The sequence below is a fragment of the Burkholderia sp. Z1 genome (assembly GCF_014893795.1).
Classification (GTDB): domain Bacteria; phylum Pseudomonadota; class Gammaproteobacteria; order Burkholderiales; family Burkholderiaceae; genus Burkholderia; species Burkholderia theae.
In genome coordinates this window covers 565381-584394 of the sequence record NZ_JACFYL010000001.1, presented here as the reverse complement: position 1 = coordinate 584394, position 19014 = coordinate 565381, and the positions used below count along the sequence as shown (strand labels likewise).

General features: G+C 64.8%; 19 protein-coding genes. 6 read left to right on the top strand and 13 right to left on the bottom strand.

Features of this window, described 5'->3' with window-relative positions:
• Positions 1-84 precede the first annotated feature (84 nt).
• Entirely contained in the window at positions 85-1023 is a 939-nt protein-coding gene (locus H3H55_RS02720) for a carbohydrate kinase family protein (protein WP_048251158.1), read from the top strand.
• 19 nt (positions 1024-1042) lie between these two features.
• The gene (locus H3H55_RS02715; protein ID WP_047899750.1) at positions 1043-1516 is read left to right on the top strand and encodes a glycine zipper 2TM domain-containing protein; all 474 of its coding nucleotides are present in this window, start codon (positions 1043-1045) and stop codon (positions 1514-1516) included.
• Between the two features lie 218 nt (positions 1517-1734).
• On the opposite strand, the gene H3H55_RS02710 is transcribed toward H3H55_RS02715, so the two are convergent.
• The 7 genes from H3H55_RS02710 to H3H55_RS02680 form a co-directional block, all read right to left on the bottom strand.
• A complete protein-coding gene (locus tag H3H55_RS02710; protein ID WP_080971038.1) occupies positions 1735-2397 on the bottom strand; it encodes a histone H1-like DNA-binding protein in 663 nt (220 codons plus the stop codon).
• 28 nt (positions 2398-2425) lie between these two features.
• Positions 2426-2752, bottom strand: coding sequence for a hypothetical protein (locus H3H55_RS02705; RefSeq protein ID WP_080971037.1), 327 nt, complete (start codon positions 2750-2752; stop codon positions 2426-2428).
• Positions 2753-2834: 82 nt separating this feature from the next.
• Entirely contained in the window at positions 2835-4046 is a 1212-nt protein-coding gene (locus tag H3H55_RS02700) for a ribonucleotide-diphosphate reductase subunit beta (protein ID WP_048251156.1), read from the bottom strand.
• 363 nt (positions 4047-4409) lie between these two features.
• Positions 4410-7394, bottom strand: a complete 2985-nt coding sequence (locus H3H55_RS02695) for a ribonucleoside-diphosphate reductase subunit alpha (protein WP_193097590.1) — start codon at positions 7392-7394, stop codon at positions 4410-4412.
• Positions 7395-7844: 450 nt separating this feature from the next.
• On the bottom strand, positions 7845-8435 hold the full coding sequence (gene ampD / locus H3H55_RS02690; protein WP_193097589.1) for a 1,6-anhydro-N-acetylmuramyl-L-alanine amidase AmpD: 591 nt from the start codon (positions 8433-8435) through the stop codon (positions 7845-7847).
• Positions 8432-8749 (bottom strand): PP0621 family protein, encoded by a 318-nt coding sequence (locus tag H3H55_RS02685; protein ID WP_129513656.1) that lies wholly within the window; start codon positions 8747-8749, stop codon positions 8432-8434. Before H3H55_RS02685 ends, ampD begins: the two co-directional genes overlap by 4 nt.
• Before the next feature lie 13 nt (positions 8750-8762).
• Positions 8763-9656 (bottom strand): inner membrane protein YpjD, encoded by an 894-nt coding sequence (locus tag H3H55_RS02680; RefSeq protein WP_129513655.1) that lies wholly within the window; start codon positions 9654-9656, stop codon positions 8763-8765.
• An 89-nt stretch (positions 9657-9745) separates the two neighbouring features.
• Between H3H55_RS02680 and ffh the strand changes: the two genes are divergently transcribed.
• Positions 9746-11113 carry a signal recognition particle protein gene (gene ffh / locus H3H55_RS02675; protein WP_048251150.1) on the top strand — a complete coding sequence of 456 codons (1368 nt, stop codon included), beginning with the start codon at positions 9746-9748 and terminating at the stop codon, positions 11111-11113.
• Positions 11114-11207: 94 nt separating this feature from the next.
• Entirely contained in the window at positions 11208-11759 is a 552-nt protein-coding gene (locus H3H55_RS02670) for a hypoxanthine-guanine phosphoribosyltransferase (RefSeq protein ID WP_048251149.1), read from the top strand.
• Positions 11760-11840: 81 nt separating this feature from the next.
• On the opposite strand, the gene H3H55_RS02665 is transcribed toward H3H55_RS02670, so the two are convergent.
• The gene (locus H3H55_RS02665; protein ID WP_129513653.1) at positions 11841-12443 is read right to left on the bottom strand and encodes a MarC family protein; all 603 of its coding nucleotides are present in this window, start codon (positions 12441-12443) and stop codon (positions 11841-11843) included.
• A 21-nt stretch (positions 12444-12464) separates the two neighbouring features.
• Positions 12465-14201 carry a proline--tRNA ligase gene (locus H3H55_RS02660; RefSeq protein ID WP_193097588.1) on the bottom strand — a complete coding sequence of 579 codons (1737 nt, stop codon included), beginning with the start codon at positions 14199-14201 and terminating at the stop codon, positions 12465-12467.
• A 218-nt stretch (positions 14202-14419) separates the two neighbouring features.
• Here H3H55_RS02660 and H3H55_RS02655 point away from each other — a divergent pair, with 218 nt between their 5' ends.
• Positions 14420-15067 carry an RNA pyrophosphohydrolase gene (locus H3H55_RS02655; protein WP_129513651.1) on the top strand — a complete coding sequence of 216 codons (648 nt, stop codon included), beginning with the start codon at positions 14420-14422 and terminating at the stop codon, positions 15065-15067.
• A 13-nt stretch (positions 15068-15080) separates the two neighbouring features.
• On the top strand, positions 15081-15689 hold the full coding sequence (locus H3H55_RS02650; protein ID WP_193097587.1) for a CNP1-like family protein: 609 nt from the start codon (positions 15081-15083) through the stop codon (positions 15687-15689).
• A 96-nt stretch (positions 15690-15785) separates the two neighbouring features.
• Here the strand turns inward: H3H55_RS02650 and proB are convergent, their stop codons facing one another.
• The 4 genes from proB to rplU form a co-directional block, all read right to left on the bottom strand.
• Positions 15786-16904 carry a glutamate 5-kinase gene (proB, locus tag H3H55_RS02645; RefSeq protein WP_048251144.1) on the bottom strand — a complete coding sequence of 373 codons (1119 nt, stop codon included), beginning with the start codon at positions 16902-16904 and terminating at the stop codon, positions 15786-15788.
• Positions 16905-16991: 87 nt separating this feature from the next.
• The gene (gene obgE, locus H3H55_RS02640; RefSeq protein WP_193097586.1) at positions 16992-18107 is read right to left on the bottom strand and encodes a GTPase ObgE; all 1116 of its coding nucleotides are present in this window, start codon (positions 18105-18107) and stop codon (positions 16992-16994) included.
• A gap of 191 nt (positions 18108-18298) precedes the next feature.
• Positions 18299-18562 (bottom strand): 50S ribosomal protein L27, encoded by a 264-nt coding sequence (rpmA, locus tag H3H55_RS02635; protein ID WP_006476999.1) that lies wholly within the window; start codon positions 18560-18562, stop codon positions 18299-18301.
• A 24-nt stretch (positions 18563-18586) separates the two neighbouring features.
• Positions 18587-18898 (bottom strand): 50S ribosomal protein L21, encoded by a 312-nt coding sequence (gene rplU, locus H3H55_RS02630; RefSeq protein WP_006025184.1) that lies wholly within the window; start codon positions 18896-18898, stop codon positions 18587-18589.
• Positions 18899-19014 lie beyond the last annotated feature (116 nt).

Here is a 19014-nt window from a genome sequence, read left to right as displayed (position 1 = left end):
CCGGCCCTGCCGCGCGAGGCCCGACGGGCCCGCCGCGCGCCGGCCGGGCGGCGCTTCCCTTTGCTCTCTACAGGAACGCACGCCTTGACTACGCTGATTTGCGGCTCGCTCGCCTACGACAACATCATGACCTTCGAAGGTCGGTTCCGCGAGCACATCCTGCCCGACCAGGTTCACCTTCTCAACGTGAGCTTCCTCGTGCCGACGATGCGTCGCGAATTCGGCGGCTGCGCGGGGAACATCGCTTACGCGCTGCACATGCTCGGCGGCGACGCGCGCATCATGGCGACGGTCGGCGCGAACGACGCGGACCGCTATCTCGAGCGCCTCGACAGCCTCGGCCTGTCGAAGGCAAGCGTGCGCGTGGTGCCCGATACGCACACCGCGCAGGCGATGATCACCACCGATCTCGACAACAACCAGATCACCGCATTCCACCCGGGCGCGATGATGCAGTCGCACCTGAACCGCGCGGACGAAGTGCCGGGCGTGAAGCTCGGCATCGTCGCGCCGGACGGCTTCGACGGGATGGTCCAGCACGCCGAACAATTCGCGAAGGCCGGCATCCCGTTCATCTTCGATCCGGGCCAGGGCCTGCCGCTGTTCGACGGTGCGACGCTGCGCCGCATCATTGAACTCGCGACGTTCGTCGCGGTCAACGACTACGAAGGCAAGCTCGTCAGCGACAAGACGGGCTGGTCCGAACAGGAAATCGCCAGCCGGGTTCAGGCGTTGATCATCACGCGCGGCGAGCACGGCTCCACCATTCTTCACAAAAACGGCGAAGAACAGATTCCCGTCGTGGGTGCCGAGCGCGTCGTCGATCCGACCGGCTGCGGCGATGCCTTCCGGGGCGGCCTGCTGTACGGCATCGAGAACGGCCTCGACTGGGCAACCACCGGCCGCCTCGCGAGCCTCATGGGCTCGCTCAAGATCGCCCACCAGGGGCCCCAGACTTACGTACTGACGCGTGCCGAGATCGACGCGCGCTTCGAGGCTGCCTTCGGGTACAGTCTCAAATGAATTTTGTGGGAGAGCAAAGATGTTGACGAAAAAAACCCTCACGCTCGCGGCCATGCTGACGGCCACGCTGACCCTCGCCGGCTGCTTCACGGCACCGGGTTCGGCCGATGTCTATAGCGTCGGCCAGGCGCAGCGCGAGCAGACGGTCCGCATGGGCGTGGTCGAAAGCGTCCGTGCGGTGCGCATCCAGTCCGACGGCGGCGGCAGCGCGATCGGCACGCTCGGCGGCGGCGCACTCGGCGCGGTTGCGGGCAGCGCGATCGGCGGCGGCAAGGGATCGATCCTGACGGCGATCGCCGGCGGTCTCGTCGGCGCGGTCGCGGGCAACGCAGTCGGCGAAAACCTCAGCACGGCGAACGGTGTCGAAATCACCGTGCGCCTCGACAACGGCGATCTGCGCTCGATCACGCAGGCAGCAAGCGGCGAAGCATTCCGCGCCGGCGAGCGTGTGCGACTGCTGTCGAGCGGCGGCGTCACGCGCGTCACGCACTAACCAGGTACCTCAGCACGCGGCGCAAGCCGCGGTCGAACGCATGTGCGAAGCTGCACATGCGTTTTTTTTCGTCCGTACTCGCCGCGGCCGGCGCATGAACGAACAGAACGCGGGCAAAAAAAAACCCGCCACCTGAGCCAGATGGCGGGACTGATTGAGTAGCGCTACTCAACCCACGGACACCACATGAGTGCCCGGGTGGTGCTGGTCAGCCGCGATTACGGACGGCTGCCGGTCGGGAACGGCCATGCCGCTGCCGGGTTGAGCGCGGTCTTCACGCCCGATGCCGGCGCAACCGATGCGGTCGACGCGGTGGTTGCCGGTGCAGCCTTCTTCACGACGGCCTTCTTCGGAGCAGCAGCCTTCTTCGCCGGAGCAGCGGCTTTCTTCGCCGGAGCAGCGGCCTTCTTCGCCGGAGCGGCAGCCTTCTTCGCAGGGGCAGCCTTCTTGGCGGGCGCAGCCTTCTTCGCAGCAGCCTTCTTGGCAGGCGCGGCCTTCTTCGCAGCAGCCTTCTTCGCCGGCGCGGCCTTCTTCGCAGCAGCCTTCTTGGCCGGCGCTGCCTTCTTCGCAGCAACCTTCTTCACTGCGACTTTCTTCGCTGCAACCTTCTTCGCAGCGGCCTTCTTCGCCGGTGCTGCCTTCTTCGCAGCAACCTTCTTCACTGCGACTTTCTTCGCTGCAACCTTCTTCGTTGCGACCTTCTTCGCAGCGGCCTTCTTCGCCGGTGCTGCCTTCTTCGCGGCAACCTTCTTCACCGCGACCTTCTTCGCAGCAACCTTCTTCACCGCAGCGGCCTTCTTCGCCGGAGCTGCAGCCTTCTTCGCAACGGTCTTCTTGGCAGCAACTTTCTTAGCAGCCGGTTTCTTCTTGGCAGTAGCCATGTTGTTCTCCTTCAGGTTCAGATGAGAGTCAGTTCAAACTACACCCTTCGTCAAAACCCGCTTCCCGCGGACGCTGTTCAGGACGTGCGCTTCGAAGCGGGCTATTCATCGGCGTACGCGGATACCACGCGCTTACGCTAATGAATACGGTATGGCGCGCGTGACCACCCGGCCTCGCGCGCCAAATCAAGTCGGTAGCCGGCGCACCTCGCGCCGCTACCCCTAATCGCTTGATCAAGCGGACCGCCACACGGCCGTCCGCTTTATCCGGAGGGAAGTTTGCCCATCCCACTGAAGGGTTCGCAAAGTGCCTGTCGTATCGTTGGGCCGTTAAGGCACCGGGCATGCTTTGCATCAGGCGTTCTTGCTCCTAAACCTTGGGCCGGGGCCGAGAGGCCGCCGGCTGCTCCATCATGTAACGGGTTCGCTGCTGCGGGTTATTCCCAGGACAGCGCGCCCCCCGTCTGATACTCGATCACACGCGTCTCGAAGAAGTTGCGTTCCTTCTTCAGGTCGATCATCTCGCTCATCCACGGGAACGGGTTTTCCTCGTTCGGGTACAGCGGATCGAGGCCGATCTGCTGGCAACGACGGTTGCTGATGAAGCGCAGATAGCTCTTGAACATCGACGCGTTCAAACCCAGCACGCCGCGCGGCATCGTGTCCTCGGCGTAGCGGTATTCGAGTTCGACAGCCTGCTTGAACAGCTCGCGGATCTCGGCGCGGAATTCCGCGGTCCAGAGATGCGGATTCTCGAGCTTGATCTGGTTGATCAGGTCGATGCCGAAGTTGCAGTGCATCGACTCGTCGCGCAGGATGTACTGATATTGCTCTGCAGCACCCGTCATCTTGTTCTGGCGGCCGAGGGCGAGGATCTGCGTGAACCCGACATAGAAGAACAGGCCTTCCATGATGCAGGCAAACACGATCAGCGACTTCAGCAGCTTCTGATCCGCTTCGAGCGTGCCGGTCTTGAAGGCCGGATCCGTCAGCGTGTGGATGAACGGAATCAGGAATTCGTCCTTCGCGCGGATCGACGAGACCTCGTGGTACGCGTTGAAGATCTCGCCTTCGTCGAGACCGAGCGATTCGACAATGTATTGGTACGCGTGCGTGTGGATCGCCTCTTCGAACGCCTGGCGCAGCAGGAACTGCCGGCACTCGGGCGCCGTGATGTGGCGGTACGTGCCGAGCACGATGTTGTTCGCCGCGAGCGAGTCGGCCGTCACGAAGAAACCGAGGTTGCGCTTCACGATGCGGCGCTCGTCCTCGGTCAGACCGTTCGGGTCCTTCCACAGTGCGATGTCGCGGGACATGTTGATTTCCTGCGGCATCCAGTGGTTCGCGCAACCAGCCAGATACTTTTCCCACGCCCACTTGTACTTGAACGGCACCAGCTGATTGACGTCAGTCTGGCCGTTGATGATGCGCTTGTCGGCGACATTGACCCGGGCTTCCGAACCGCCGGCGGGAACAGCCGATGCTTGCGGCGGCACCGCAAGATCGCCTTCGAAAATGTCGCGGACCTGATGGGCGGCAGGCGTTGCAGCCTGCATTCCGACAGCCATCCCGGCGGAGGTGCGCATCGCGTTTTGCTGCGCTCCGCTCGCGGGAGTTACGGCAGTCTTCTCTTCATCCCAGTTGAGCATAAATTCTCACCATCAATTTAGAACGGTTTGTACCATCTTTTCCTGAGCGATAAAAGGGTTCGCTCACGAAAAATCCTTTTTTCGATTCGCGTTGCGACCTCGATACAACACTTTGAGCAACGCATCGTCGTTCATGCAGAGCGCGACGTGTGTCGCGCGTGTATCGCGAGGTGCATTCGACGCATCGAACGCTGATCGAAACGCGACGTCGTCGGGGATGTTTCGATCGCTTGTCACTGCCTGCAACGCAGGTGCCGCGTTACAGATTCCTTATCATTTTTTTAGTAGAGAGCGGCGCACACTTCAACCTCGATCGGTTGTCGTGCGCGCCGCCCGGCACATCTTCAGGTCATACGCACTGCGTTACTGGCACGCTTCGCACTCGTCGAAGCCCGGATCGCCCGGACGCATCGTGCACACTGGACCGTCGGCCTCGACCGGTGCGAGTGCCGCCGCGTTGATCGCGCCCGACGACGCATCGCCGCCTGCCGCACCGAAACCGCCGGCTGCGCCTTGCGCGCCGCCGCTGCTCGAACCACCTGTCGGCACTGCGTTCAGCGCGCCGTGTGCAACCGTCGACTTCTCGACGTGCGTCGCCGCCATCGTGCGGAGGTAGTAGGTCGTCTTCAGACCGCGCAGCCATGCGAGCTTGTAGACCTCGTCGAGCTTCTTGCCCGACGCGCCGCCCATGTAGATGTTCAGCGACTGCGCCTGGTCGATCCACTTCTGGCGACGCGATGCCGCCTCGACCAGCCACGTCGGGTCGACTTCGAACGCGGTCGCGTAGATCGCGCGCAGGTCGGCCGGGATGCGGTCGATGCGCGACAGCATGCCGTCGAAGTACTTCAGGTCGGAGACCATCACCTCGTCCCACAGGCCGCGTTCCTTCAGGTCGCGAACCAGGAACTCGTTCACCACCGTGAATTCGCCCGACAGGTTCGACTTCACGTACAGGTTCTGGAAGGTCGGCTCGATGCACGCCGACACGCCGATGATGTTCGAGATCGTCGCCGTCGGCGCGATCGCGACGCAGTTCGAGTTGCGCATGCCGTGCGAGGCGATCCGCGAACGCAGCGTCGTCCAGTCGAGCGACTCGGACGTGTCGACCTCGACGTAACCGCCGCGCGCTTCGGCCAGCAGCTTCAGCGTGTCCTGCGGGAGGATGCCGCGATCCCACAGCGAGCCGCGGTAGCTCGAGTAGCGGCCGCGCTCTTCGGCCAGCTCGGTCGACGCGTAGTACGCGTAGTAGCAGACCGCTTCCATCGAACGGTCGGCGAACTCGACTGCCGCTTCCGACGCGTACGGCGTGCGCAGCAGGTGCAGGCAGTCCTGGAAGCCCATGATGCCCATGCCGACCGGACGGTGCTTCAGGTTCGAGTTACGCGCCTTCGGCACCGCGTAGTAGTTGATGTCGATCACGTTGTCGAGCATGCGCATCGCGACGCTGATCGTGCGCTTCAGCTTGTCGTGGTCGAGCGCGTAGCTGCCGTCGGCCTGCTTCACCAGGTGGGCGACGAGGTTCACCGAGCCGAGGTTGCACACCGCGATTTCGGTGTCGCTCGTGTTCAGCGTGATTTCCGTGCACAGGTTCGACGAGTGGACGACGCCGACGTGCTGCTGAGGCGAGCGGATGTTGCACGGATCCTTGAACGTGATCCACGGGTGGCCCGTCTCGAACAGCATGCCGAGCATCTTGCGCCAGAGCTGCGCCGCCGGGATCTTCTTGAACAGCTTGATCTCGCCGCGCGCGACCTTGTCTTCGTAAGCCGTGTAAGCCGTCTCGAACGCCGCGCCGAACTTGTCGTGCAGGTCCGGGCAGGTCGACGGCGAGAACAGCGTCCAGTCGGCGCCTTCCATCACGCGCTTCATGAACAGGTCGGGAATCCAGTTCGCCGTGTTCATGTCGTGCGTACGGCGGCGATCGTCACCCGTGTTCTTGCGCAGCTCGAGGAACTCCTCGATGTCGAGGTGCCACGATTCGAGGTACGCGCAGACCGCGCCCTTGCGCTTGCCGCCCTGGTTGACCGCGACGGCCGTGTCGTTGACGACCTTCAGGAACGGGACCACGCCTTGCGACTTGCCGTTCGTGCCCTTGATATGCGAGCCGAGTGCGCGCACGCGCGTCCAGTCGTTGCCGAGACCGCCGGCGAACTTCGACAGCAGCGCGTTTTCCTTCAGCGCTTCATAGATGCCGTCGAGATCGTCCGCGACCGTCGTCAGGTAGCACGACGACAGCTGCGAGCGGTGGGTGCCCGAGTTGAACAGCGTCGGCGTCGAGCTCATGAAGTCGAAGCTCGACAGCACGTTGTAGAACTCGATCGCGCGCGTTTCGCGGTCGATCTCGTTCAGCGACAGGCCCATCGCGACGCGCATGAAGAATGCCTGCGGCATTTCGATGCGGGTGCCTTCGACGTGCAGGAAGTAGCGGTCGTACAGCGTCTGCAGGCCGAGGTAGCCGAACTGCATGTCGCGGCTCGCGTCGAGCGCGTCACCGAGGCGCTTCAGGTCGAACTGCAGCAGCTTGTCGTCGAGCAGGCCGGCGTCGACGCCGCGCTTCAGGAACTGCGGGAAGTATTCCGAGTAACGCGCCGACATCTCGGCCTGCACCACTTCCTCGCCGAGGATCTCGCGACGGATCGTGTGCAGCAGGATGCGGGCGGTGACCTGGCTGTATGCCGGATCCTTCTCGATCATCGTGCGCGCAGCGAGGATCGCCGAGTCGTAGACCTGGCTCATCGGCACGCCGTCGTACAGGTTCTTCACCGTTTCCGCGACGATCGGCTCAGGGTTAACCGCAGCGCCGAGGCCATCGCACGACGACGCGATCAGCGCGCGCAGCGCGTTCAGGTCGAGCGGACGCGTGACGCCGTTGTCGACGACGTTGATGCCGGTGTTCGACTCGCCGCCCACCGCCGCTTCCTCGCCCGAATGCTGGCGCTCGAGGTGACGCTTCTCGCGATACAGCACGTAGGCACGCGCGACGTTGTGCTCGCCGCCGCGCATCAGCGCGAGTTCGACCTGGTCCTGGATGTCTTCGATATGGAACGTACCGCCGTTCGGGCGGCTGCGCACGAGCGCGCGCACGACGCTGTGCGTCAGCTGTTCGACCTGCTCGCGCACGCGAGCCGATGCCGCGCCCTGCCCGCCGTTGACGGCCAGGAAAGCCTTGGTCACCGCGATCGCGATCTTCGAAGGCTCGAACGACACCACGCTGCCGTTGCGGCGGATCACCTTGTAGTCGGCGAACGTGGCCTGCGGCGCGAGCGCCTTTGCGCCCTGTTCGGTCCCGCCGAGCGGACGGCTCGAGGCGCTCTCGTACTGGGACGTCGCGTTGTCGGTGGTTTGCATGTGCAAAGCTCCTGGTGTTGGATGGTGCGGAGAGAACCGCGGATTAAAACGAACGCTGCGCAACGCGGTGCGCGAGCGGTAAGAGGCGAGCGATGCGCCGGGGAAGCCGGTTCGGTCGATGCGCGACAACCGATCCGGTCGTGTGCTTCGTCATGTATCCCCTGCCCCGTCGAAGTTCGCTGCGCTGATCGCGACGCCTGGACCGCCGGCCTGACGCGCCGCCCTGAGAACCCTGTCCGCCGGCGTTGCCCGCCGGCCGGTGCCGCTCGGGTTTCCCCTGCGACACACACTATATCTAGTGCAGAACTGCTCAACTGGCACCAAGTATAGTGGACATTCGGACGACGTCCAAACGGATAATTTGCGATGAAGGTCTTGACATCGCTCACGCGCCGACACGACAAGGCATTGGTCGGAGAAAAAACTTTCTCCGGTCAAAAAACCCCGCGCTCAGTGCTGACGGAAAGGAAAGTATTCGGCGGAAAAGCCGGCATCGCTCGCGAAGCGTTGCCAATCGAAGTGCGGGCCCGGGTCGGTCTTGCGGCCCGGCGCAACGTCCGAGTGCCCGGCGAATGCGTCGACCGGATAGCGTGCGGCGAGTGCACGGGAAAGCGCGGCGAGCGTCGCGTACTGCGCGTCGTCGAACGGCACGTCGTCCGCGCCTTCGAGCTCGATGCCGATCGAGAAGTCGTTGCAGCGCGGCCGGCCGAAGAACTCGGACGAACCCGCGTGCCACGCGCGCTCGTCGCACGACACGAACTGCACGAGCTCGCCGCCGCGGCGGATCAGGAAGTGCGCGGACACGCGCACGCCGCGCAGGTGGCTCTGGTAATAGGGGTGCGCGTCGCAGTCGAGGCGATTCAGAAACAGCGCCTCGATCGCATCGCCGCCGAATTCGCCGGGCGGCAGGCTGATGTTGTGGACGACCACGAGCGTCGGCACCGCACCGGCGGGCCGCGCCTCGAAGTTCGGCGACGGCGCATGGCGCGCTTCGCGCACCCAGCCGTTCGCGTCGACCGACAGCAGCGGCGCGTCGTTCATCGCGCGTCGTGACCGCTCGCGCGCGCCGCGTGACGCTGCGCGTGCTCGGCGCTGCAGAAGTATTCGCCGCCCGCGGCGACGGCATCGCCCTTCGGCGCATGCACGCCGCATTCGGCGCAGCGCACCATCGGCTCGGGCAGCGAACGCGCGTCGCCGTTCGGGCGCGCCGCGCCGGCCGCGCCGGAGCCGGGCGTGCCGTCGTGACCCGCGCCGCGGCCGGTACGCGCCTGTGCGTGCTCCTGGGCCTGGCGCAGCTTGCGCGCGATCCACGAACCCGCGAAGAAGAGAAGAATCAGGAGAAGAATCTGTCGCATCGGAAACCTGCGGTCAAACCACGGAACGGTGCAGCAGCACCTCGAAAACGAACCGGCTGCCGACATACGCGAGCAGCAGCGCGGCGAACGACACGAGCACCCAGCGCGCGGCGCCGCGCCCGCGCCAGCCGGACGTCTTGCGGGCGACCAGCAGGCCGCCGAACATCAGCCACGACAGGATCGCGAACACGGTCTTGTGGTCGAGCCGCAGCGCGCGCGCGTCGACCTGCTCGCTGAACAGGATGCCCGACGCGAGCGTCAGCGTGAGCAGCACGAAGCCGGCGCCGATCAGGCGGAACAGCAGCTTCTCGAGCGTGAGCAGCGGCGGCAGCGTTTCGAGCCAGCTCGCGATCCAGCCCGTCGAGCCGTCGCGCCCGCCGCTGCGCAGCGACTGCAGGCGCCGCTCGACCATCAGCATCAGGACCGCATGCAGCGCCGCGATCGCGAACAGGCCGTACGCGATGTTCGCAATCAGGAAGTGCAGCTTGAACAGCGGCGCTGCGGCATAAGGAAGCACCCGCACGCCGCCGAACATCAGCGGCAGCAGCGATGCGCCGCACGCGAGCGGCAGCACCAGCAGGCGCAGGCTGTCGAGCGGGAAGAAGAAGCTCTCGATCCAGTAGATGCCGGCGCCGAGCCAGAACATCGCGGACAGCGCGAACGCGAAACCGAACACCATCGCGTCGTGCGGAAAGATCGTCGTATGGAGCAGCACACCGTGCGCGACGAGCGCGGCGAACAGCAGCCCGCGGCCGGCCCCGCTCATCCCGGACGCGGCGGACGCGGGAACCGGCACGGCCGGCACGCTCGCGACGAGCGGCGTCGCGCCCTGGCGGTGCGTGCGCCAGCCTGCGACGGCGAGGCCGCCGTACAGGAATGCGGTGAGGGCATACAGTACAATATCCATGTTCGAAGTTTACACTAGGCCCCCTTCCCGCGACGGCTCCCTTTGTTCGGTTCCGCCGCGCCTTCGGGCCCCACTGTCCATCGCTCCCCATGCTCGACAATCTCACTCAACGGATGGCGCGCGTCGTCAAGACGCTGCGCGGCGAGGCCCGGCTTACCGAGGCGAACACCCAGGAGATGCTCCGCGAGGTGCGTCTCGCGCTGCTGGAGGCCGACGTCTCGCTGCCGGTCGTCCGCGAATTCATCGCCAAGGTCAAGGAAAAGGCGCTCGGCGAAGAAGTGATCAGCAGCCTGTCGCCGGGTCAGGCGCTCGTCGGCGTGGTCCAGAAGGAACTGACCGCCGTGATCGGCGGCGACTACGAAGGCAAGGCCGCCGAGCTGAACCTCGCTGTCACGCCGCCCGCCGTGATCCTGATGGCCGGCCTGCAGGGCGCGGGCAAGACCACGACCGTCGGCAAGCTCGCGAAGCTGCTGCGCGAGAAGTACAAGAAGAAGGTGCTGACCGTGTCGTGCGACGTGTATCGCCCGGCCGCGATCATGCAGCTGAAAACGGTGAGCGAACAGGTCGGCGCCGATTTCTTCCCGTCCACGCCGGACCAGAAGCCGGTCGACATTGCAATCGCGGCCGTCGACTGGGCCAAGCGCCACTACCATGACGTGCTGATCGTCGATACGGCCGGCCGCCTCGGCATCGACGAGGCGATGATGCAGGAAATCGCCGCGCTGCACGACACGCTGAAGCCCGCCGAAACGCTGTTCGTCGTCGACGCGATGCTCGGCCAGGATGCGGTCAACACCGCGAAGGCGTTCAACGACACGCTGCCGCTCACGGGCGTCGTGCTGACCAAGCTCGACGGCGATTCGCGCGGCGGCGCCGCGCTGTCGGTGCGTCACATCACGGGCAAGCCGATCAAGTTCGTCGGCGTCGCCGAGAAGCTCGACGGCCTCGAGGTGTTCCACCCCGACCGGATGGCGAACCGGATCCTCGGCATGGGCGACATCCTCGCGCTCGTCGAGGAAGCGCAGCGCGGCGTCGACGTACAGGCCGCGCAAAAGCTCGCCGACAAGGTCAAGAAAGGCGGCGACTTCGACCTGAACGATTTCCGTGCGCAGATCTCGCAGATGAAGAACATGGGCGGCCTGTCGTCGCTGATGGACAAGCTGCCCGCGCAATTCCAGCAGGCGGCGGCCGGCGCCGACATGGGCCAGGCCGAAAAGCAGATCCGCCGGATGGAAGGCATCATCAGCTCGATGACGCCCGCCGAGCGCGCGAAACCCGAGATCATCAAGGCGACGCGCAAGCGCCGCATTGCAGCCGGTGCGGGCGTGCCGGTGCAGGAAGTCAACCGGATGCTGAACCAGTACGACCAGATGCGTACGATGATGAAGAAGCTGAAGGGCGGCAACATGCAGAAGATGATGCGCGGCCTGAAGGGCATGATGCCCGGCATGCGCTGATTCCACCCGTCGGCCGGCGCACGGGTTTTTGCTGTAGCGCGCGCCGTCCGTTCTGCTTCATTCTTATTTGTATACCGACTGCCCGCCAGAACACATGAACCGCGAAGAAGCCCTCCACATTTTCAACCACTCCGAAGAGATCGTCTCGGCCGACGCCGTCAACGCGTCGATCTCCAGGATGGCCGACGCGATCCGCGCCGAGATCGGCGATGCGTTCCCGCTCGTTCTCTCGGTGATGGGCGGCGCCGCGGTGTTTACCGGGATGCTGCTGCCGCATCTCGATTTCCCGCTGGAATTCGACTACATCCACCTGACCCGCTACCGCAACACGACGCAGGGCAGCCCGGAGATGCACTGGCGCGTCGCGCCGCGCGAATCGGTGAAGGACCGGATCGTGCTCGTGCTCGACGACATCCTCGACGAAGGCGAGACGATGGCCGCGATCCGCGACCGTATCCTCGACATGGGCGCGCAGCGCTTCATGTCGGCCGTGCTGTGCGAGAAGACGCTCGCGAAGGCGAAACCGCTGCACCCCGACTTCTGCGGCTTCCCGGTGCCGGACCGCTATGTGTTCGGCTGCGGGATGGATGCGAAGGGATACTGGCGCAACCTGCCGACGATCCGCGCGCTGACCACCAACGTCTGATCGCCCTGCCCGCCCTATAAATAAAAAGCGGCGCTCCGGTTTCCCGGAGCGCCGCTTTTTTTCGCGCGGATGCCGCCCGCGCTATAACTGGTGCACGAACGCGCGGATGCCGGCCAGCAGCATCTCGACCGAAATCGCGACGAGCACGAGGCCCATCAGCCGCTCGAACGCCGCGACCGTCCGCTCGCCGAGCCACTGCTGGATCCGTTCGGCCAGGACCAGCGTGATCGCGCAGACGATCATCGTGACCGTCAGCGCGCCGACCCACTCGAACATCTTGCCCGGCGCCTGCGACGTCAGCAGCATCACCGTCGCCAGCGCGGACGGCCCGGCGAGCGCCGGAATCGCGAGCGGCACGATGAACGGTTCGCCGCCCGCGCGCGGATCGCTGCCGAGCGCGCCGTCCGGATGCGGGAAGATCATCCGCAGCGCGATCAGGAACAGCACGATCCCGCCGCCGAGCCGCAACGACAGGTCGGTGAGGCTCATCATCCGCAGGAAGCGGTCGCCGACCACCATGAAGAACAGGAGGATCACGAACGCAATCCCCACTTCACGCAGGATCAGCTTCACGCGCCGCTCGCGCGGCACATCCCGCATCGCCGAAATGAACAGCGGGATGTTCCCGAGCGGATCGGTGATCAGCACGAGGAGCACGGTGGCCGACAGGAACGTGTATTCCATCGTGTCCCCCGGTCGCCGTGCTTAGCGTGCGAGCGCGGCGCGGATCTTCTCCGCGACCGTCGCCGCGGCCTCATCGGCCGGCAGCAGCGTCGCTTCGGCGTCGCGGCGGCCCTGGTACTCGATCTTGCCTTCCTTCAGGCCGCGCTCGCCGATCACGAGGCGATGCGGCACGCCGATCAGCTCCCAGTCGGCGAACATCACGCCCGGGCGCTCGCCGCGATCGTCGAGGATCACGTCGATGCCGGCCGCGGAGAGTTCCGCGTACAGCTTGTCGGCGGACTCGCGCACCATGTCGCTGCGGTCATAGCCCATCGGGCACAGCACGACCTCGAACGGCGCGATCGACTCGGGCCAGATGATGCCCTTGTCATCGAAGTTCTGTTCGATCGCCGCACCGAGAATACGCGTGACGCCGACGCCGTAGCAGCCCATCAGCATCGGCTGCGGCTTGCCCGACTCGTCGAGGAACGTCGCGCCCATCGCCTCCGAATACTTGGTGCCGAGCTGGAACACGTGGCCGACCTCGATACCGCGGCAGATGTCGATCACGCCCTTGCCGTCCGGCGACTGATCGCCCTTCTTCACGTTGCGCACGTCGGCGACGTCCGGCTCGGGCAGGTCGCGGCCCCAGTTCACGCCCGCGATGTGATAGTCGACCTCGTTCGCGCCGACGACGAAGTCGCTCATGTTCGCGACCGTGCGGTCCGCGATCACCTTCACGGGCTTCTTCGTGCCGACCGGGCCGAGATAGCCCGGCGGCGTGCCGAACCACTCGACGATTTCCTGCTCGGTCGCGAAGCGGTGGTTCTTCAGGCCCGGCAGCTTCGACACCTTGATCTCGTTCAGGTCGTGATCGCCGCGCAGCATCACGAGCCAGATGGTCGGCTCGGCGCCTTCGTTGTCGGTCGCAAGCACGATCGACTTGATCGTGCGCTCGAGCGGGATGGCCAGCAGTTCGGCGACGGCTTCGCACTTCGCCTTGCCGGGCGTCGCGACCTTCTCCATCGCTTCGGCCGGCGCCGCGCGCTCGGCAATCAGCGGCAGCGCTTCGGCTGCCTCGATGTTCGCCGCGAACTCGGACGTCGGGCAGTAGGCGATCGCGTCCTCGCCGGTATCGGCGATCACGTGGAATTCGTGCGAGAAGTTGCCGCCGATCGAGCCGCTGTCGGCCGCGACCGCGCGGAATTCGAGGCCGAGGCGCGTGAAGATGCGCACGTACGCGTCGTACATCTTGCGATACGACTCGTTCAGGCCCGCCGCGTCCTTGTCGAACGAGTACGCGTCCTTCATGATGAATTCGCGGCCGCGCATCACGCCGAAGCGCGGACGGATCTCGTCGCGGAACTTCGTCTGGATCTGGTAGAAGTTCACCGGCATCTGCCGGTAGCTCTTGATCTGGTTGCGCGCGATGTCGGTGATGACTTCCTCGTGCGTCGGCCCGATCACGAAATCGTTGTCCTTGCGGTCCTTGAAGCGCAGCAGCTCGGGGCCATACTGCTCCCAGCGGCCCGATTCCTGCCACAGTTCGGCCGGCTGCACCGCCGGCATCAGCAGCTCGATCGCGCCCGCCCGGTTCATTTCCTCGCGCACGATCGCCTCGACCTTGCGAATAGAGCGCAGGCCGACCGGCAGGTAGTTATAGATGCCGCCGGCGACGCGACGGATCATGCCGGCGCGTACCATCAGCTTGTGGCTGACGATCTCTGCGTCGGCGGGTGCTTCTTTCAGGGTGCCGATAAAGAAACGGGAAGCTTTCATGCGGACGGTTCCAAAAACGGCGCCCCCAGGCGGGGCGCCCGAAAAAGTTTCAAGGTGAAAAAGCTGCGCGCGACGAACGACGATGGCGCAGATGACTTAGCAGACCAATCAGGGACAATTCAACCGGCACACCCCGCGCGGATTCGCTCCGTCACGGTGCGCAGCGCCCGTTATCTGTTTATAATCAAAGCAATTTTAAAGGATTCGAAGGTGGTTGTATGCTGGATCGTGAAGGCTTTCGCCCGAACGTCGGCATCATCCTCTTGAACGCGCGCAACGAGGTGTTTTGGGGCAAGCGGCTCCGCGAGCATTCCTGGCAGTTTCCTCAAGGTGGGATCAAGTACGGCGAGACCCCCATGCAGGCGATGTACCGGGAATTGCACGAGGAAACGGGCCTGCATCCGGAACACGTCAAGATAATCGGTCGCACGCGCGACTGGTTGCGTTACGAGGTGCCTGACAAGTTCATCAAACGCGAAGTACGCGGTCATTACCGCGGCCAGAAGCAGATCTGGTTCCTGCTGCGGATGGTCGGACGCGATTGCGACATTTGCTTGCGCGCGACCGATCACCCGGAGTTCGATGCGTGGCGCTGGAACGAGTACTGGGTGCCGCTCGATGCGGTAATCGAGTTCAAGCGGGATGTCTATCAGTTGGCGCTGACGGAACTGTCGCGCTTCCTGCGCCGCCCGGCGCAGCGAGCCGAGAAGCCGCGTGGCCCGCGCCTGTCGCGCTATCCGCGCGTCATCGGCGTACAGGCCCAGCAGACGTTGACGATTGTCGACACATCGGTAGTCTGTTCGGAGATCGAAGTGGAAGCGGGCACGCTGGACGAGATGCCGCCCCGCGTGATCGTCGGCAAATAACGAGTCGGACTGCATGACCGGGCGCGACCTTGGTGTCGCGCCCTTTTTTTACGAGGAATGCATTTTGAAAGCGATTGCTCTCGCGCTCGCATCGATTGCCGCGGCGGCCACCCTGGCCGGTTGCGCGAATTCGAAGACGCCGACCAACAAGGATGACAGCGAGTTCGTGTATCTGCTGGACCGTCAGGGCAACTGGAAGGAAAACGCGGTCGACACGCTGCCGCCGCTGCCGCAAGCGGGCGACCTGCTGCCGTTCAGCGTATCGCAGAACACGCCGCTCAAGTTCTTCGTCGATGCGAAGTCGCTCGCGGTCGGCACCGACGGCGTCGTGCGCTACGCGGTCGTCATCACGAGCCCGGCCGGCGCGCGCAACGTGAACTACGAAGGCATCCGCTGCGACACGTATGAATGGCGACAGTACGCCGGCCTGAATTCGGATCACGACGGCTGGGACCGCACGGTCGAAAACGACTGGCAGCGCATCGAGAACGGCGAACTGAATGCCTACCACTCGTCGCTCTACCAGGACTACTTCTGCTCGAACAAGATGCCGCAGGGCTCGACCCAGCAAATCCTGGAGAACATCCGGTTTCACCGCACCGCGATGACGCAGTTGCGCTGACGGCGCGCGGTGCGGGCCATACGCCCGTCCCGCCGCATGAAAAAAGCCCGCGTGATGCGGGCTTTTTTATTTGACTGCCGAAACCGCAGCCGGCGGTCACACCAGCACGAGGTTGTCGCGATGGATCAGTTCGGGCTCCAGCATGTAGCCGAGCACGGCCTCGATCTCGCCGCTCGGCTTGCGGTGGATCAGTTTCGTCTCCGCGCTGCTGTAGTTGGTGAGCCCGCGCGCCACTTCGCGCCCGTCAGGGCCGACGCACGCGATCACCTCGCCGCGCGCGAACGCGCCCTGCACGTCGATCACGCCGATCGGCAGCAGGCTCTTGCCACCAGCCGTCAGCTTCTCGACCGCGCCGGCATCGATCACGACATGGCCGCGCACCTGCAGATGGTCTGCCATCCACTGCTTGCGCGCTGCCATCCGCGCGGTACGTGCGATCAATTGCGTGCCGATCGCCTCGCCGGCCGCCAGACGCACGAGCACGTCGGACTCCCGGCCACTCGCGATCACCGTGTTCGCGCCGCTATGCGCCGCACGCTTCGCCGCGAGGATCTTCGTCAGCATCCCGCCGCGGCCGAGGCTCGAACCCGCACCGCCCGCCATCGCCTCGAGTTCCGGCGCGCCCGCATTGGCCTCGGCGACGAGCGTCGCGTTCGGATCCTTGCGCGGATCGGCCGTGAACAGCCCCGTCTGGTCGGTCAGGATGATCAGCGCATCGCCTTCGATCAGGTTCGCAACGAGCGCACCGAGCGTGTCGTTGTCGCCGAACTTGATTTCGTCGGTGACGACCGTGTCGTTCTCGTTGATGATCGGCACGACGCCGAGCCGCAGCAGCGTGAGCAGCGTCGAACGCGCATTCAGGTAACGCTCGCGGTCCGCCAGGTCGGCGTGCGTGAGCAGGATCTGCGCGGTGCGGATGTTGTGCTCGGTGAAGCGGCTCTCATAGACCTGCGCGAGCCCCATCTGGCCGACTGCGGCAGCGGCCTGCAGCTCGTCGATTTCCCGCGGCCGCTTGCTCCAGCCGAGCCGTTGCATCCCTTCGGCAATCGCCCCCGAACTGACGAGCACGACTTCCTTGCCCTGAGCGCGCAGCGCAGCGATCTGGGCCGCCCAGCGGCCGATTGCAGCATGATCGAGCCCCTTGCCGTCGTTGGTCACGAGGCTGGAACCCACCTTCACCACCAATCGCTTCGAATCCGCGATGATCGAACGCATCCTGCACTGTCTCCTGTATCTGATGCCTGCCCGGCCGGGCGCGATTGGCCGACGCCGGGCGGCACGCCCGGCGCGTTCCGGAACCGCTCAGGCGTCGTCGCCCGGCGCTGCACCGCCGTCCGCGGGCGGCGGCGCATCGCGGAAACGCACGTCCGCCGCGAGATCTTCCGCTTCCGCCGCACGATGCGCGTCCGAATGTTCGGACAGGTAGTCGTAGATCGCGTAGCACAGCGCTTCGCAGCCCTGGCCCGTCAGCGCCGAGATCTCGAACACGGGGCCGTCCCAGCCGAAGCGGTCGAGGAAATCGGCGACGCGCGCCTTGCGCTCGTCTTCCGGCACCATGTCGAGCTTGTTGAGTACCAGCCAGCGCGTCTTCTCGAAGAGCGCCTCGTCGTACTTGCGCAGCTCGCCGACGATCGCGGTCGCTTCCGCGACCGGATCGACGCTTTCATCGAACGGGGCCAGGTCGACCAGATGCAGCAGCACGCCGGTGCGCTGCAGGTGGCGCAGGAACTGATGCCCGAGGCCCGCGCCTTCGGCGGCGCCCTCGATCAGCCCAGGGATGTCGGCAATCACGAAGCTCTTGCTCGGGCCGACGCGCACCACGCCGAGATTCGGCGCGAGCGTCGTGAACGGGTAGTCGGCGATCTTCGGCCGTGCGTTCGACACCGACGAGATGAACGTCGACTTGCCCGCATTCGGCATGCCGAGCAGGCCAACGTCGGCGAGCACCTTCAGCTCGAGCTTCAGCATGCGCCGTTCGCCCGGCTTGCCGTCCGTCTTCTGGCGCGGCGCGCGGTTCGTGCTCGACTTGAAATGCAGGTTGCCGAGCCCGCCGGAGCCGCCCTGCGCGAGCATCACCTGCTGGTCGTGCTCGGTCAGGTCGGCGATCAGCTCGCCGGTATCCATGTCGCTGATGATCGTGCCGACCGGCATGCGCAGCGTGACGTCGTCACCGCCCTTGCCGTAGCAATCCGAGCCGCGACCGTTTTCGCCGTTGCGCGCCAGGTGCTTCTTCGCGTAACGGTAGTCGATCAGGGTGTTGATGTTGCGGTCGGCGATCGCGTAGACGCTACCGCCCCGGCCGCCGTCGCCGCCGTCCGGCCCGCCGAACGGGACGAATTTCTCGCGGCGCATCGAAGCGCTGCCATCGCCTCCGTCGCCGGCGATGACTTCGATTCGTGCTTCGTCAATGAACTTCATTCGTCACTCCGCCCAGTATTTCCGCTATTGTGCCGCGCGCCGGTGCGCTTGAACAATCTGCCGTTCGGCCGATCGTACGCCGGTCACGCGACGGTCGCCGGCACGCACATGCGCCCGGCGACCCAATAAAAAAAGGCCCCGCGAAGACTGCGGGGCCTTTCGGCTACGAAGCCCTTGGTGCCTAAATAAACTTAGGCAGCCGCCGGGACAACGATGACCAGATGCTTCTTGTCCGCGCCCTTCGTCGCGAACTTCACGTGACCGTCGACCAGCGCGAACAGGGTGTGATCCTTGCCCATGCCGACGTTCTCGCCTGCGTGCATGCGCGTACCGCGCTGACGCACGATGATGCCGCCGGCATTGATTGCCTGGCCGCCGTACACTTTCACGCCGAGACGTTTCGACTCGGAGTCGCGGCCGTTCCGGGAAGAGCCGCCTGCCTTTTTGTGTGCCATCTGATTGCTCCTTTACCGAGGCGCTTACGCGTTGATCGCGTCGATGCGCAGCTCAGTGTAGTTCTGGCGGTGGCCGCCGTGCTTTTGGTAGTGCTTCCGGCGACGCATCTTGAAGATGGTGACCTTGGCATGACGACCGTGCGACACAACGGTGGCCTTGACGGAAGCCCCACTGACCAGCGGCGTACCGAACTTAATCGATTCGCCTTCGCCCACTGCGAGAACCTGGTCGAGCGTGATTTCAGCGTCAATGTCAGCCGGTATCTGTTCTACTTTGAGTTTTTCGCCAACGGCAACTTTGTACTGCTTGCCGCCGGTTTTTATGACCGCGTACATTGAGAACCTCACTCTGGATCCAAATTTTCCGCACACCACGCGCGGAAAACACGTGATTATACATGGGGTTAGCACCGAAGTCAAAACCGATCGACGATTACCGCGCACGGGCCTCG